Below are 13287 nucleotides of genomic sequence, written 5' to 3'. Positions count from 1 at the left end.
AAAACCAGCAGATCAACCGCTAACGCAACGGAAAACTGGCTGGAGTGCTAATCGAAACGGGCGTGTTTTGAGGAACGCTGCGTGTCATGTCAGGAATTTGAATGTTTGCCGTGTTGACGGAAACAGGCTGCACAGTTTCGATCGGAGTCGATCGCGCCATCTCCAAGAAGTTCTCGATCGCGCCCCATTTATAGCGCCCAGTTTCTAGCTTGTCGCGCCAATAATCGCCATAGCGAGGAGTCACCAGATTAAAGGGACGATCTTTATAACGACGACGCTGATAAGGCACGGTGTTTTCGCCAAATGCCTGCTCATATTCGTCGCTGTCGATCAAAGCATCGACAAAATGATCCCAGCCCAGGGTGGCAATTTTGATCGACCAGGCAATCTCTTCGTCTTTGCTATAGGGAGCGCGACCGAGTAACCGCTTGAGCGTCAGTTCCACAACTCGATAGTTAGAGTTGGTTTCGACAACCAATCGACGGTAGGTTTCAGACTTTGCCAAGCCGCGAATAAAATCGCGCCCGGTGATGGCCCGATTTCTTAGCTGTGATTCTAAATTGCTTTGACGATTGCTCTTGAGAATCACGTGCTCACTAAACACTTGACGATAACTTGCCCAAATTAGGTCGGTCAGGTCAGTGTCATCGATCGCGTCTTCAAGTCGATAAATGTAAGGCGTATCTTCGCTAGGAACCTCGTAGCCAGCAACACGCTGATTTTGCGAGGCGGGATTGTATTCGAGCAAAGGAATTGACATAGCGGACGCAGAATGAAGGGTTGTTTGGAGGAATGAGTCCTTTAAACTTTAGGATTGCCAGGGATATAGCGATAGGGCAATGACACTGCTGTTCTCTTCACCGTTTGAGTAGAACTTGTCGCGGCACGGCTGCTGTCAGGCACTTTGATATTGCTAGAAGTGGCTCTGGCAACATCGCGCTGTGAGTTTAACTGAGGCGTGAGAATTCCTTGTGCCATATTGAGGAAGGTCATCGGAATTGCCTGACGAATCACCTGTTTGTCTAAATCACCCGAACTGTAAGTCCGCACTTGATAGTAAGAACGGGTTGCCAATTCGCGCTCTAAGAGACGGTTGCGCCAAAAATCGCCATAGCGAGGATTTGACAGATTAAAGGGACGACCTTCCATGCGCCGACGCTGATAAGGCACGATGTCAGATCCAAACGCTTGGCGATATTCGTCTCCATCGACCACGGTATCGATAAAGCCGTGTAGCCCTTGGGTAGCGATGACGATCGATTGCGCGATCTGCTCATCTTTGCCGTAGCTCGATCGACCTAAAAAGCGCTTAAAGGTGATGTCTACCAGGCGATAGTTAGAATTGGTTTCGCCAACTAATTCCCGATAGACATCCGATTTGCCCAACCCTCGGATCAATTCTGACACCGAGATTTGGCGGTTTCGCAGTTGCGATTCTAAAAAGGGCTGGCGATAGCTGTCTAAAATCAGATGTTCACCAAAAATTTGACGATAGGCTGCCCAGATTAGAGCATCCACTTCGTCAACGCTTTTAGCATCACTGAGTCGATAGATTTGAGGATCATCCTCATCCAGCACATCGTAACCAGCAACTCGCTGATTTTGAGTTTTGGGAGTGACGTTAAGTAATGGCAGCATAGAGGTTATGAGTCAGGTTAAATCGCCGTTCTCTGTAAGAATTTCTTATCGTTTAGCCTTGGCGAGAGTATGGTCGCTCTCATCCACTTCGAGAGGTGTAATGTTGACAATTTTGCCGCCCATCCGCAAAATGCGCTGCATCTCGTCGTTCATGCGGCTGTAGGGCACCGTGATAAACACACTGCCACTGTTGCGAATGGGATAATTCATCTGGTCGGTCTGGTCGTTTTGACGCAAACCCACCACTTCGTAGCGAAATATCCGGCTTCCAGAAGTCGTATTTGCTGCGCTGCCCACTGCGGTTTGACCAAGCATCGATCGCAATCTCCTGTAACGAGGTTTAAAGTAAAAAGCGGTTAGCTTTGAATTTTGAATTAGAAAGCCTAATCCAAAATTCAAAGCTCAAAAGTTTCTTAAGCAACCGTGATGCTGACGATTTTTGCGCCTGTGCGCTGAATCTGCTGCATCTTTTGAGACAACTGCTCGTAGGGCACTAGATAAGCAGTGCTGCTGCGACGCACTTCAGGATAGCCACCGCCCCGGATGCCAGCCGCGACGACCCGATAAATCCGACCGCTCTCACCAAAAGAGCCGCCCAAACACTTGTTGGGAGCCGAATCGCTGGAAGCCACGTAGTGTGACCAACCAGCCCCACTCGAAGGCTCTTGGATCATGGTTGCCGTGTTTTGAGCTAACCCACGAGCGAGACGAGATTTTGAACCTTCTGATTGAGCACGATCGCTGTTGGCATAACCGCGATAGAGCCGAAACATGTTGGTGAACCCGATCGTTCTCGCGCCTGTCTCAAACTGGAAGCCGCGATAGTAAGGCACCACGTTGTCGCCAAAGTTTGCCTGATATTCTGCCGAGTCGATGTAAGAATCGATTTCAGCATCAAACCCTTGTTGTTCGTAGATATCGAGGTGACGAATCACGTCAGATTCATCAAACGGTGCCCGACCCAATAAGTGCTTGTGGTTGAGTTCGATGACTCTGGTTTGAAAATTGCCGTAGAGAAACTTGGTTTTATATAGTTCAGACTTGGCAACAAACCGGACGAATTCTCTGACCGTGATTTGACCGTCGCGCAAGAGCGATTCTGCACTGGTGAGACGCTCAGACTTCATGATGTAGTCGTTGCCCAACACCTGACGGTAAACCGCTCGAATCACATTTTCAACATCTTCTTTTGTCCAGGGTGAGCGCAACTCAACCTGACTGGTTTCCGCGTAGGGAGAAGTTCCTAAACGCGCTGCTGCGGTTGTAATAGCCATCGATCAAGACTCCTAAGTGAACGGCGAACGTTTATATGTAGCGGTGTCGTCAGCATTCAGTCGTCAGCAGCTTGGCGAAGATTTGCTGAGAGCCGAATCGCCAACTTAATCACTCCCGATTTGGTTTTTATCGTTGAATTTATACTCAAACATTCAAACCTGGAGTAACCCTAGATAAAACAATGCCCGGAAAGGTAAACAACAGTCAGCCGGAGCCGACGGGTCGCGATACCTTTCCGGGCAAGACGCACTGTTAGCTCAGGGCGTTGATCGCGTAGTCGATGTAGGTGTTAGCTTCGTTAGCAGCCTGACCGCCCAAACCGTGGCTAGCCTTGATGTTTTTCAGAGCTTCTACATACCAGCTAGGAGCGAGGTCAAAGGTGCGGTTGATTTCATCCAAACCAGCAATTAGATACTCGTCCATGGGGCCTGTTCCACCAGCAACCAAGCAATAGGTCACCATGCGGAGGTAGTAGCCGATGTCACGAGAGCACTTAGCTTTGCCTTCGGGACCCGCAGCATACTGAGAACCCTGCATTTGGGTGGTGTACGGGAATTTTTGGTAGACAGCTTGAGCTGCACCGTCAATTAGCTTTTGAGCGTTGTTGGTCAACGAACGAGCCGCTTCCATGCTGGCAGCAGCGCGCTCAAAGCGACCATTGACTGCTTGCAGTTCGGTGTTGCCAAGGAAACGACCTTGGGTATCGGCTGCTGCGATCGCTTCAGTAATCGGGGTCTTCATGATCAATATCTCCCTTAAAGGTGTCTGTTGTTATTAGGACAAGGTTCTGGCGTTTGGCTCTATCGCTAGAGCGCAAGCGATGGTAACTAATTGCAATTAAGCAACAGCAGCAGCAGCGCGATCGAAGTAGCTAGACACTTCAGACATCAGCGCCGAGCAATCGCCTTTGGTGATTCCGTTGGTGTCGTTGGCCAAGCTGATTGCAGCTTCTTTCATTTTTTGAACGCCAGCAGCGACAGAACCGCCGGGAACGCCCAATGCTTGGTAGGTCTCACGCAGACCGTTGAGGCAACGATCGTCAAGAACGCTTGCGTCTCCAGCCAAGGTTGCATAGGTCACATAGCGCAAGATGATTTCCATGTCGCGAAGGCAAGCAGCCATGCGACGGTTGGTGTAAGCGTTGCCGCCGGGGGAGATTAGCTGAGGTTGCTCGGCAAACAATGCGCGCGCTGCGTTGGTGACGATCGCGGAAGCATTGCTGGTCATGCGGTTAACGGTGTCTAAACGCTTGCTGCCGTCTTTGACAAGACCAGACAGAGCATCTAGCTGAGAGCTGCTCAAAAACTCACCTTTGGCATCAGCCTGAGAGACTACCTTAGCGAATGCGTCTAGCATGAATGTTTCTCCTAATTACTGGAAGTTGGTTCGTTTGACTCAGAACTCGAAGGCTCGATCGAGCCATCTTTGAGACTGGGAATGATTTAGCCGAAAGGGTGAAAACCCAATCTGATTATTTCAAGCTGTCTTCTCATTTACGTCACTTCTTAACACTTGTTAATAAACTGGTTCATGAAGCAACGTTTAGAAATCTGAGAAAATTTCGTTTTTATTATGAGAAGGCAAGAACCCGGAGTTATCAGTGGTTAGATGAACTTCATCTGTTGTTTTTACCCTTCAGATTAGTTTTATACAATGTGGCAAGGGCATTATTTGTTACAAATTATTGAGTTGTATCAAGTCTGGCGATACAAATCGTCAAAGCTAGAGCAGACACGGCTTTAGTGTCGATCAAAAAGCTCTTTTTCCTTAGCGAATCACACAATTACAAATTTATTAGTAAACTTGTCTTAAGTTAATCGTTTCTCAATATCGCCACAAGCTGCTTTCAGACAGGGTTCTGAGTTTAAGGTTGACTGGTACTCTGTAAAGGTTTCTGTAGTTTTGTAACACGGCTTTCGAGATTTTAGACGTGGTAGTGATGACTGTCTAGTTCACAGTCTCCGTTTCAGCACTTCTAGCAGCTTTTTGAATGTAGACGGTAAAGGCGCGATCGCCACCACCCATTCTTCTGTGAGCGGATGTCTGAGCCGCAATCGCCAAGCGTGCAGGGCTTGCCCTGGAAGGTTCACATTGACAGATTTGCGCCCAGACCCGTAGACCTGATCACCGACGATCGGATGCCCCATAAAAGCGCTGTGAACTCGAATTTGATGAGTTCGCCCAGTTTCAAGCTCAAACTCCATCAGCGTGAAATTTCCTAAGCGTTCCTTCACATGCCAGTGAGTGATGGCTCGTCGTCCTTTTTCTTCGGGCACGACGGCCATTTTTTGGCGCTCGACTGGGTGCCGTCCGATCGGCTGATCGATCGTGCCCTTTTCTTGAGGCGGCGCACCGTAGACGATCGCTAAATAATCTCGTCGTGCGGTTTTGGTACGGAACTGTTCTTGCAAATGGTGAAAAGCTTGCTCGGTTTTGGCAACCGCGATCGCGCCTGTGGTGTCTTTGTCCAACCGATGGACGATACCCGGACGCTGAACCCCATTAATTCCCGGTAAGGTCGGACAGTGAGCTAAAAGCGCGTTAACCATCGTTCCTGCCTCGTGTCCGGCAGAGGGATGTACGACTAACCCCGCAGGTTTATTGAGAATCAGCAGCGAATCGTCTTCGTAGAGAATGTCGAGGGGAATGTTTTCGGCTTGCAGTTCTAACGGTTGGGCTGCGGGAATGTCGATTTGAATGCGATCGCCCAATTTGACCTCCAGCTTTTTAGACGTGCAAACTTCGCCATTTACCTGCACGTGACCTTGCTCAATCAGCTTTTGCAGTCGCGATCGAGATAAATCGGTAACTCGATCAGCGAGATAGCGATCAAGGCGATCGGGGGTTTCTTCGACAGAGAGATCAATTTGAGAAGACAATTCTTGAGCAACCTAATAATCCAACTTCATCTATTGTCTGATATTCACCAGGATTGCTGAAAATGATTACCGATAAAAGCTAGAGAATTGATTACCGATAAAAGCTAGAGAATTGAGAACTTTTACGATAAGTAGCGCTCCATCACAAAGTTTATAAGTTTGACCCCTCGACACTCGACTTCTTGGGGTTTGACGATCGCAAATCCCCGGTGTTCAAAAAAGGGACGGGCGGTAATGCTGACTTCAACAAATAAGCGAGACAGTTGTAATTGAGTAGCTTGAGTGACGATCGTATCCAACAATTGCGTTCCCACACTCTGACCCTGAAAGTCTTTGTGAGTGTAGAAACAATCGATGTGACCATCGGGTTCAAACTCTGCAAACCCAACAATTTTCCCGTTGTGGTCAGCAACAAAGGTCTGTTTTGTGTCTTGTCGTTTTACCCATTTGTCTACGGTCATGGTGTCAGGTGCCCAAGCGTTAACTTGTTCTTGAGAATAGTCTCTGATATTAATTGTATGAATAGTTTCATAGAACAATTTCATGATTTCAGAGGCATCTTGTTGAGTAGCTTGTCTGATTTTCATGGGGATGAATAGCGATCGCTAGAGAACCGCTTCTAACTTACAAAATTTAGGGCTTTATGTGCCTAAAAATTGTGGGCGGCAGTCAGATAGAGTTTCGTGTAGGTTTACCACGCTGCCAATTACGACGATCGCAGGTGCCCCAAATCCCTTCGCTTCGACTTGAGCGGCGATCGTCTCTAAGGTTCCAATCAATTCTTCTTGTTCAGGTCGAGTGCCCCAGCGCACCAATGCGATCGGCGTTTTGGCACTCAATCCTGCTTGTTGAAGCTGCCCTGTAATGTAGGGCAAATTGTGAATGCCCATGTAAATCACGATCGTTTCAGACCCGTGCGCGATCGCTTGCCAATTCACCGCAGGGCGATATTTTCCGGCTTCTTCGTGCCCCGTCACAAACGTCACCGACGAGCTATGAGACCGATGAGTCAGCGGAATGCCAGCATAAGCAGGAGCCGCAATGCCAGAAGTCACTCCTGGAATCACCTCGACGGGAACCCCGGCTTTTACGAGATCCTGCATCTCTTCGCCGCCGCGACCAAACACGAAGGGATCGCCGCCTTTGAGACGCACGACGATCGCCGCAGTCTTCGCTCTATCAACTAATACTTGCGTAATCTCTTCTTGCACCATTGAGTGCCGTCCTCGTCGCTTGCCTGCGCTGATTTGCTCGGCGTTTGGGTTGATCATTGCCAAAATCGGCGCACTGACTAACGCATCATAAACGACGACATCCGCGCACTCTAGTAAGCTTTTGCCTTTGAGCGTCATCAAGCCCGGATCGCCGGGCCCTGCGCCCACCAAATAAACTTTGCCCAAGCACTTTGGCTTGTTGGACATGAGAGCGGCATCAGAGTTAAGAGTCATCAAATAAGGCAGTTAGAGAATTGAGTAGATGAGTACTGTCATTAACGCTAGACAGTTAGCGGCTCAAGAGTTGCAGTCTTAGATACCGATTAAGACAAAATAATTACAGCGACGGATTCGCAGTTATCTCTTTTGGGGATTGTAGACTCAAATCTAAAACCAGGTCAGCCAAGCGATCGCTCACTTCTAGCGGTGTCGCCAAGTCAAGCTCTAAGTTTGGAAACTGCTGAGACAGTTGATCAACCGCTTGAGCGATCGTGCCTATAATTCCTCCAGTAAACAAAAAGTAAGGCAAAATCGCAATTTTCTGATGTCCTGACTGAGCCAATTCTTGCAGACGGGCTTCTAGCTTGGGAGCCACTGACCAATAGGCAGAAACCGCTCCTATTTTCGATGCTAACGTCTCGACGGACTGATTTCCTCCCGATCGCCGACTGCCGTGTGACATCAAAATATAGGCATCGGCAGAGCGTTGAGCGAGACGATTAGCCAGAAGATTTTCCATACCTGGATGGGTGCCGATGTGAGGAGATAGGGCGATCGTGACCGTTTCCCCTAGCGTTTGTTGAGCAATTTTGACCTGTTCAGGAATATCTTCCATCACATGAACGCCTGGAATCAAAAAGAGCGGCACGATTTGAATGTGACGAACATTTTGTGCGATCGCGGTTTGACTAAACTGCTGAATTTGCTCGTGTAGAGGCAAAGGAGCGCATTCTAAAACAGCCGCCCCAACTAAAGCCAACGGTGTATCGGATTGCATTTTGTGCTGCACTCGTTGAGCAAGTTGCGCGATCGCCGCTTGCGGACGCGGATCTCGGCTCCCGTGAGACACTAGCAGATAAGCAGAAGATTGCGACAAAACCAAACCTATAGACAATTCTTAAAGTCTATAGATTCTACCCCAACGAACTTCTGTTTGTGGTTCTTAGCTGCATCCATAATAGAGGGGCACATTCAGAAAGGCAGGTCACAGAATGACTGCATCCACTGTTGCCCCTTTACAAGAACTAGAAGCCGACTTGCCAGAAGGCATGGAATTTGTCGATGGAAACCTGATTGAGAAGACAGGAATGACCCTTAAACACAGTTCGGCGCAAGCAGCTTTGGCAGCCGAATGGAGAAGCTATGGTTTTTCTAGTGGGCAAGGGGGAAAAGCTTACACAGAAGCCACTTGCCAAACTGATAAACAGAAGCGTCGCCCTGACGTGGCTTATTTAACGGCTGAACTGATTCAGCAATTTGGTGAGCCAGCCATGTTTCCTCAAAGCTTTCCGCTAATTGCAGAAGTAGCTTCACCCGACGATAGTGCCGAAGCGTTATTTGCGAAGGCACGAGAATATTTGCGATCGGGCAGTCAAGAAGTCTGGCTGTTGTTTCCTGAAACGTTGCTCGTGATCATTGTTACGCCGCAAAAATGGTTAGTGTTTGCAGAAGCAGAAACCGCCAGCACTCAAGCAATTTTGCCAGGATTCAGCATTTCTGTAAAAGTGCTGTTTGCTTGATTGCGCTCCTGTAGATGGGTTTTTCGTTCGATCGTTCCTCCCGCATATCTTCCCAACTTACAGCTTTGGTGGTCGTCATATATGACCGATCGGGTCTACCCACTTAACTGAATGGAGGCAGGTGACTTCGGCAACCCCACCAAGATTTCTCAACCGTCCGTTGCAATACGGTGTCCCAGGGAGTAGCCTGCTTCACAACCTCAACACAGCATCCAGTTTTCGTCTTAAGATTGCTTTCAGTAGCTCAACCTTCGGAGGAGTTAACTTAGGCAACAAAATGTCGGTGAAGGTATCACTTCCGTCAAAGTCTATACCTGCATCACCATCTATAGCGGCTTTGAGTGATATTGCCTGTCTGCCGTCTAAGTCTGCGAAGTAATGCATTATCACCAAGCTAATGTTTCGTTGAGGATGGTTCGGGACATCGACTGTTTTTAGGCGTGTTGTAAGTTCAATATTATGAAGTAAAGCATCTTGAATAACCCAAATTGTCTGTCCGCCCCATTCGTAAGATAGGGCTGTTTTTGCGAATAGCTGCGTCACCATGCGCCCCCAAACTTGGCGCTTATTAATTCCTGGACTACTATGTTCAGAAACCAACAAAGCATTACGAAATGCACTTCGCATATCTGTAGAATTCTCAGTATCAGAGCCACTTGTACTAGCGGTCATAATTTCCAAAATGAAGAGATTGGAAAGATCTGGCAGAAGAATTGAAATGTCAGCTAGATCTCGTCGAGCGTCTTGAAAATAACCACTTTTCTTTGCTGCTCTGACGAGATCATCTAAATCGTTTTCAGTTGAGCCGACAAAATCGCTTTGTTTCAGTAGATTCCTGAGAGAAGTCACAGCCAACGGAGCTAAAACATAGTCAAAGTGGTAGTTGATTTCAGCATCTTCTACCCGATGCTTCAAAGAGACTTCTGCCCAAGCGCCGATATCAGTATCATGAGGCAAACCCGCCTGAATCAGCAAAGCACGCTCATACGGCTGTAAAGCACGATTCGCAGCAGGAATATCTTGACCGTCAAACTTTGCGGCGAATAATCTTCGTGGGCATACAACCCAGATATCCTTACCTGCTTGAATTGAACATACGCCAGGTATTACCTCTGTAATATCACTATTGAAGTAGTGTGTTAGGGGTTCCTGCTGCGTTAGCTTAATTTTGGTTTGATAGCGATTGCCACCGCCATCACAAGTTGCACCCATAAACGGACATTGACGAGACTTTCGTATCGCCTCTACTTTTTGACTTCGGTCATCCATTGGAAAACCAAATAATTCATAAATCGTAGGCATAAATGAGTATTGCTTCTAATGGCATCAGCAGCTAGACATTTACAAACGGTTTCCTTGAAGATTTACTAAGGACTTTTTCCCTAGCAATAAATTCCAAGACTTCTTTCGCAATAGCACAAGCAACAGGCGGAGGTACAGAATTAGCTATTTGGCGATGTTGATCTAGGTGTCGTACCCTACCTGAACGCCCCCGAACAGGACCTTTTAAGAAATAGTTATCAGGATAGCCATGAATACGCATATACTCGCGTGGAGTCAGATACCTATCTTCAATAGGATGAAAGAAAATTTCCCCGCACCTTAAGGTCAGTGAAAGTTTAGAAAAGGAAAGCCTGCGAAATTTCGTTGTGTCCTTTTTGGTCAATCTGCATCTCTGAGTTTCTGGAAGATGTAGTTCTCTAGCCAAAAAAGAACCTTCAGGCACTCCATGAATACGCCTTCTATCTCCTGCTGGTGTTATATCTATATGACTGTCTTCAGGCTGATTATCTTTGTCTTTTGAAGGACTACCTAATCCCTTTAAAGCCTCTCCAACTGTTGTACATTGCTTAATAGGAAATAACGAAAACTGAATGTCTAATTTTCCGTGGGTTGGCAATGGAAAGTCGAAGCATGTTCCGCTCTCTGTGGCAACTATAAAAACTCTTTCTCTAGTTTGAGCTACGCCATAGTTTGCAGAGTTGATAATTTGTAACTTTAACTTATATCCCAATTCTTCGATCTGACCTATAAGCGATTCACAAACGCCCCCAACTTTCCCAAGCTGGTCTAAGGCTTTCAATACACCTTTGACTTGCTCAATAACAATTACCTTGGGTTTTAAAGCTTTAGCAAATCTAACAAACTCAAACAGAAGCAAGCCCCGTTCATCCTCCAAGGAGCCATGTTTACCAGCTTGAGAGAAGCTTTGACAAGGACTACCACCAAATAATAGATCTAGCTCACCAGTTTGCAATCCTAAGTCTGCCTTTAGCTGAGATGGATCGACCTGCCTTATATCTTTCTCAAAAAGAACAGTTTTCAAACCTTCTCTCTCAATAGCGCTTCGCAAAGTCTGGCAACAGTGGGGATCGACTTCAATGCAGGCTAATACCTCAAAGCCCGCTTGACGAACACCAATATCCATCCCACCCGCACCAGAAAAAAGAGATAGAGCAGAAAACGTAGGCATAAGACCAGTACAAAGGCTTTTGTCTTTCCACAAGACTCACACAGTATCACAAAAGACCTGATGCTCTCAAATAAATTTATGGTAGCAATAAAAACAGGTTCACTGCCTTGCAGTTTACCAAGGAAGTAGGATAGTCAAATCACTCACTTTAGGGCAAGAAACCTGTGGCTCGAAAACGCTTCATCATTGAGATGGGAATGGGAGTCGATCAACATGGACAAGAACCCACAGTTGCGGCGGCTCGTGCTGTCAGAAACGCGATCGCGCACAATGCCCTCCCCGGTATCTGGGAAGTTGCAGGTTTAGATCACCCCGATCAAATGATCGTCGAAGTTCAGGTAGCGGTGCCTTATCCCGAAAAGGTGCGAGAGGCAGAGGTGTTGGCGGTTTTGCCGTTTGGACAGAAAACCCTCACCGTTACGACAGGTGGAATGGTGGTGCAGGGGCGAGCGATCGCAGAATTCAACGACAAAAATGACGAGATGCTAATCGCAGTTGCTGCCGTGACCGTGTATATCGAGCAAGACGATTGAGATAGCGTGAGTTAGCAGATTTATGTACGGGCATGGCACTGCTGTGACCATTGACCTTGCAAATAGCCGACATGATTTAATTCACAATCCTAAGCAGGTTTCCAAGTGCCGTGAAACCCTAATGGAATCACTTCGGGTAATGCTAGACGACACACAGGCTGATCATTTAGGCGATCGCTGTCAAAGATCCAAACTTCGCTACGATCGCGGTTGCCATCATAAACGACTGTGACAATCCAGCCTTGATCGGGGTTCTCGACATCGGGGGCATAAATCGGCTCCATTGGATAGCGATTTTCACCTAAATCAGCTTCCATCAACTCTCCGGTTTTTTGGTCGAAACGAGCGATCGAGCCAAAAAAGTCTTGAGTCGAGTCAACGCCTCGACGGTGGAGTAACAAATAGGTCGTGCGATTAAATTGACCTACTTCTTGAGGTTTCACCACTGGAAATTCACAGGAGCGATCGAGCAATTCATGCGTCTCGATCGTTTCTCCAGTCAGCGGATTTAATCGAATTTGCCACAGTGTTGATTTAGATGATGTGTGGGTTTTACCTGTTGAGACTTCTTTGAGATATTGGTTAGTGTTGAAGTTATCATATCGAATCACGTCAATCACTGCGTCTCCATTAGCGTTAATAAAACCGTTGCCAAAGTGCCACTGATACCAGGGCTGTGTTTCACCTCGGCTCACTAAGTCTAGAGAGTCGCGATCGAAGACTAAAATCTGCGTTCCCTGCTCTGGCTTCCACTGAAATGAGTCACTAAAACTTTTGAGCTTGAGCAGCAGAGGCACAGCATTCAATCGTACGGGCGGAATGAAGAAGATCAGATAGCGCCCCGCCATCACAAAGTCGTGAATCAATGGCAACCCATCTAGCTCAACGCTGCTTTTTTGTTTGAGGGTGCCGTCAGCATCTACGCGATAGACATTTAGCATTGCCTCTTTGCCAAAACTCACCCCAAAATTGTAAATATCGCCTGTTTGCAAATCGCGTTTGGGATGGGCAGAAAACGGCAATGACTTAGGCAGCCCGTTTAAATCGTGAAGTCCATAAGTCTCTAGTGTTTCTGGATCAAGTGCGTAAGGGTGTCCGCCTTCCCAAAGGGCAAGGAGCCGATCGCTTTGAGAACCGCCGGACAACGCCAACACCGATGTATTGCCTGCATTTTTTGTGGGCTTAAATCGCTCCCAAAACGCGCCTGGCGGGTTCATCCCATAGCCTCCATAGATGAATCGCCTCGCTTGTTCTTCGGCTTGATATTCGGCAGATTGCACATAGCGATAAACGCCCGTTGCCCCTGCCCTAGTGAAGTGGACACCGAGAATTGCCCCATCTCCATCAAACCAATGCCCGACGCGCTGCCCACCCCGTTCTAGCCGTCCGGGGCCGTTGCGGTAGAGCGACCCGCGCAAGCCTGCCGGAATCGCCCCTGACAAAACCGTGAGTGGAGACGGCTCAAACCCCTTTGCCGTATGCAATATCGCCTTTGCCCAAGATGTTGTTTGCGGGAGACTGATCACGGTTTGTTTC

Annotated in this window: 15 protein-coding genes; 2 read left to right on the top strand and 13 right to left on the bottom strand. The window is 47.7% G+C overall.

Annotated features, from left to right (window positions below; translation table 11 throughout):
• Positions 1–19: 19 nt before the first annotated feature.
• The 10 genes from C7B65_RS04120 to C7B65_RS04075 all read right to left on the bottom strand — a co-directional run bounded on the left by C7B65_RS04120 (position 20) and on the right by C7B65_RS04075 (position 8102).
• A complete protein-coding gene (locus tag C7B65_RS04120) occupies positions 20–760 on the bottom strand; it encodes a phycobilisome rod-core linker protein CpcG2 (protein ID WP_073074863.1) in 741 nt (246 codons plus the stop codon).
• Positions 761–801: 41 nt separating this feature from the next.
• Positions 802–1638 (bottom strand): phycobilisome rod-core linker protein CpcG1, encoded by an 837-nt coding sequence (locus C7B65_RS04115; RefSeq protein WP_073074862.1) that lies wholly within the window; start codon positions 1636–1638, stop codon positions 802–804.
• 45 nt (positions 1639–1683) lie between these two features.
• Positions 1684–1953 carry a rod-capping linker protein CpcD gene (locus tag C7B65_RS04110; RefSeq protein WP_073074868.1) on the bottom strand — a complete coding sequence of 90 codons (270 nt, stop codon included), beginning with the start codon at positions 1951–1953 and terminating at the stop codon, positions 1684–1686.
• A 98-nt stretch (positions 1954–2051) separates the two neighbouring features.
• Positions 2052–2912: a phycobilisome linker polypeptide gene (locus C7B65_RS04105; protein WP_073074861.1), complete on the bottom strand. Its 861-nt coding sequence runs from the start codon at positions 2910–2912 to the stop codon at positions 2052–2054.
• Positions 2913–3165: 253 nt separating this feature from the next.
• On the bottom strand, positions 3166–3654 hold the full coding sequence (cpcA, locus tag C7B65_RS04100) for a C-phycocyanin subunit alpha (protein ID WP_073074860.1): 489 nt from the start codon (positions 3652–3654) through the stop codon (positions 3166–3168).
• A gap of 96 nt (positions 3655–3750) precedes the next feature.
• Complete coding sequence (locus C7B65_RS04095) at positions 3751–4269, bottom strand: C-phycocyanin subunit beta (RefSeq protein WP_073074859.1); 519 nt, start codon at positions 4267–4269, stop codon at positions 3751–3753.
• A gap of 596 nt (positions 4270–4865) precedes the next feature.
• A complete protein-coding gene (locus tag C7B65_RS04090) occupies positions 4866–5792 on the bottom strand; it encodes an RluA family pseudouridine synthase (protein ID WP_073074858.1) in 927 nt (308 codons plus the stop codon).
• Positions 5793–5914: 122 nt separating this feature from the next.
• A complete protein-coding gene (locus tag C7B65_RS04085; protein WP_073074857.1) occupies positions 5915–6379 on the bottom strand; it encodes a GNAT family N-acetyltransferase in 465 nt (154 codons plus the stop codon).
• 54 nt (positions 6380–6433) lie between these two features.
• A complete protein-coding gene (gene cobA / locus C7B65_RS04080; RefSeq protein ID WP_223257491.1) occupies positions 6434–7240 on the bottom strand; it encodes a uroporphyrinogen-III C-methyltransferase in 807 nt (268 codons plus the stop codon).
• 103 nt (positions 7241–7343) lie between these two features.
• Positions 7344–8102 carry a sirohydrochlorin chelatase gene (locus C7B65_RS04075; protein WP_073074866.1) on the bottom strand — a complete coding sequence of 253 codons (759 nt, stop codon included), beginning with the start codon at positions 8100–8102 and terminating at the stop codon, positions 7344–7346.
• 115 nt (positions 8103–8217) lie between these two features.
• Here C7B65_RS04075 and C7B65_RS04070 point away from each other — a divergent pair, with 115 nt between their 5' ends.
• Positions 8218–8745, top strand: coding sequence for a Uma2 family endonuclease (locus C7B65_RS04070; protein ID WP_073074856.1), 528 nt, complete (start codon positions 8218–8220; stop codon positions 8743–8745).
• 192 nt (positions 8746–8937) lie between these two features.
• On the opposite strand, the gene C7B65_RS04065 is transcribed toward C7B65_RS04070, so the two are convergent.
• Positions 8938–10047 carry a hypothetical protein gene (locus C7B65_RS04065; RefSeq protein WP_073074855.1) on the bottom strand — a complete coding sequence of 370 codons (1110 nt, stop codon included), beginning with the start codon at positions 10045–10047 and terminating at the stop codon, positions 8938–8940.
• A 31-nt stretch (positions 10048–10078) separates the two neighbouring features.
• A complete protein-coding gene (locus tag C7B65_RS04060; protein ID WP_073074854.1) occupies positions 10079–11218 on the bottom strand; it encodes a DNA cytosine methyltransferase in 1140 nt (379 codons plus the stop codon).
• 164 nt (positions 11219–11382) lie between these two features.
• On the opposite strand from C7B65_RS04060, the gene C7B65_RS04055 reads away from it, so the two are divergent.
• Positions 11383–11751 carry a Lin0512 family protein gene (locus tag C7B65_RS04055; protein WP_073074853.1) on the top strand — a complete coding sequence of 123 codons (369 nt, stop codon included), beginning with the start codon at positions 11383–11385 and terminating at the stop codon, positions 11749–11751.
• Positions 11752–11840: 89 nt separating this feature from the next.
• Here the strand turns inward: C7B65_RS04055 and C7B65_RS04050 are convergent, their stop codons facing one another.
• Positions 11841–13277, bottom strand: coding sequence for a carotenoid oxygenase family protein (locus C7B65_RS04050; RefSeq protein ID WP_073074852.1), 1437 nt, complete (start codon positions 13275–13277; stop codon positions 11841–11843).
• Between the last annotated feature and the right edge of the window lie 10 nt (positions 13278–13287).

Origin of the sequence: Phormidesmis priestleyi ULC007 (assembly GCF_003003695.1) — a bacterium.
In the GTDB taxonomy this organism is placed as follows: Bacteria; Cyanobacteriota; Cyanobacteriia; order Leptolyngbyales; family Leptolyngbyaceae; genus Phormidesmis_A; species Phormidesmis_A priestleyi_A.
This window is presented reverse-complemented; position numbering and strand designations above follow the sequence as displayed.

Bases quoted from the DNA above. Each gene is read 5' to 3' on its own strand.
- C7B65_RS04120 (WP_073074863.1), bottom strand. From the start codon at position 760: ATGTCAATTCCTTTGCTCGAATACAATCCCGCCTCGCAAAATCAGCGT.
- C7B65_RS04115 (WP_073074862.1), bottom strand. From the start codon at position 1,638: ATGCTGCCATTACTTAACGTCACTCCCAAAACTCAAAATCAGCGAGTT.
- C7B65_RS04110 (WP_073074868.1), bottom strand. From the start codon at position 1,953: ATGCTTGGTCAAACCGCAGTGGGCAGCGCAGCAAATACGACTTCTGGA.
- C7B65_RS04105 (WP_073074861.1), bottom strand. From the start codon at position 2,912: ATGGCTATTACAACCGCAGCAGCGCGTTTAGGAACTTCTCCCTACGCG.
- cpcA (WP_073074860.1), bottom strand. From the start codon at position 3,654: ATGAAGACCCCGATTACTGAAGCGATCGCAGCAGCCGATACCCAAGGT.
- C7B65_RS04095 (WP_073074859.1), bottom strand. From the start codon at position 4,269: ATGCTAGACGCATTCGCTAAGGTAGTCTCTCAGGCTGATGCCAAAGGT.
- C7B65_RS04085 (WP_073074857.1), bottom strand. From the start codon at position 6,379: ATGAAAATCAGACAAGCTACTCAACAAGATGCCTCTGAAATCATGAAA.
- cobA (WP_223257491.1), bottom strand. From the start codon at position 7,240: ATGACTCTTAACTCTGATGCCGCTCTCATGTCCAACAAGCCAAAGTGC.
- C7B65_RS04070 (WP_073074856.1), top strand. From the start codon at position 8,218: ATGACTGCATCCACTGTTGCCCCTTTACAAGAACTAGAAGCCGACTTG.
- C7B65_RS04065 (WP_073074855.1), bottom strand. From the start codon at position 10,047: ATGCCTACGATTTATGAATTATTTGGTTTTCCAATGGATGACCGAAGT.
- C7B65_RS04060 (WP_073074854.1), bottom strand. From the start codon at position 11,218: ATGCCTACGTTTTCTGCTCTATCTCTTTTTTCTGGTGCGGGTGGGATG.